Source organism: Paenibacillus lentus, from assembly GCF_042714055.1.
Lineage (GTDB): Bacteria > Bacillota > Bacilli > Paenibacillales > Paenibacillaceae > Fontibacillus > Fontibacillus lentus_A.
In genome coordinates, this window is the sequence record NZ_JBHGVC010000036.1 from 1 (window position 1) to 1,205 (window position 1,205).

2 protein-coding genes are annotated in these 1,205 nt (G+C 35.7%); one reads left to right on the top strand and one right to left on the bottom strand.

Features of this window, described 5'->3' with window-relative positions; translation table 11 throughout:
* Positions 1-147, bottom strand: a 147-nt coding sequence (locus ACE3MQ_RS27260; protein WP_379398776.1) for a MerR family DNA-binding transcriptional regulator, incomplete at its 3' end; no start/stop codon positions are given.
* A 392-nt stretch (positions 148-539) separates the two neighbouring features.
* Between ACE3MQ_RS27260 and ACE3MQ_RS27265 the strand changes: the two genes are divergently transcribed.
* Positions 540-1,205: MFS transporter (locus ACE3MQ_RS27265; protein WP_379398774.1), on the top strand; the 666-nt coding region annotated here is incomplete at its 3' end.

The window sequence follows — 1,205 nt, forward strand, 5'->3', positions numbered from 1 at the left end:
GGATTGAATGGCTCCTTTTTCTTCCCAATAACGAATTTTACGAGTCGGAATCCCTGTGATTTTGGATACCTCACCGATTCCAACCACCAGCTTTTTCAACAAATCAAAGTCCAATAGTGCATTTAAATTTTGATCCTTTTCACTCATAGAGCACCCTCCTAACTTATCTAGAAACCTTCGATATCTATTTTATTTTTTCTATGTTGTCGGTGAGATACCGCTTCTCTTTTTTAGAAGGCCTTTTCACGCTGATTCTTGTAATTATTCTACAATAAAAGAAGCTAATCTACAAATTACCTATTGACTTAATTTTGTAATTAAACTACAATCTACATCAATAAGTTTCAGTTTAGGTAAATTAATTATAAAGGGGGTTTTATAATGTTGAGGAAAGAAAATACACCTTTACATCAGAACTACAATGTACTAACTATTATTTTGTTCTGGTGCGGATTAGTGGTGGTTGCAAGTAATTATTTAACCATTCCTTTAATGTCTATATTCAGTGAAGTTTTTCATGCAAGTGTTGCTCATGTTGCTTGGACGGGAAGTGCGTTCTCTTTTTTTATGCTGTCGGTTCTTTATTTTCTGGTCCATTATCTGATCGTGTTGGACGAAAACAAGTCATGTTCACAGGACTATTGATGTTGACTATTAGTACATTTGCAGTACCCATTTTTAGCAACTTATCTTGGGTGATTGCATTACGTTCTATTCAAGGATTCGCCGCAGCCAGTTTTGCACCAGTTGCCATTGCCTATGTGGTAGATAAGTTTCCGGTTCAAAAAAGAGTGACCACGATTGGATTTATTAGCTCCAGCTTCTTAATTTCTTCTATAGCAGGGCAAATATTTAGTAGTTATATCAGTCAACAGTTTGGTTGGCAAGGCGTTTTTTATTATTCTGGTTCGATTTATTTATTTACTTCTGTAATAGTTCTATTACTACTTCCCAAGACTGACATACAACAAGCAAATCGCAAATTGCAGACCATGTTTCAACAGTTTCAAACGCTATTGACCGATAAAAGTTTGATTCAAGCGTACAGCATTGCGATCACGTTATTACTTTCATTTGTTGCTTTTTATACGGTGCTCGGAGATTACTTAACGGAGAAATTTTCTCTGAATGAGGATGGAATCATATATGTTCGCATGGTTGGGATTATTGGGATGTTATTTGCACCTTTTGCAGGCAAATTAGCG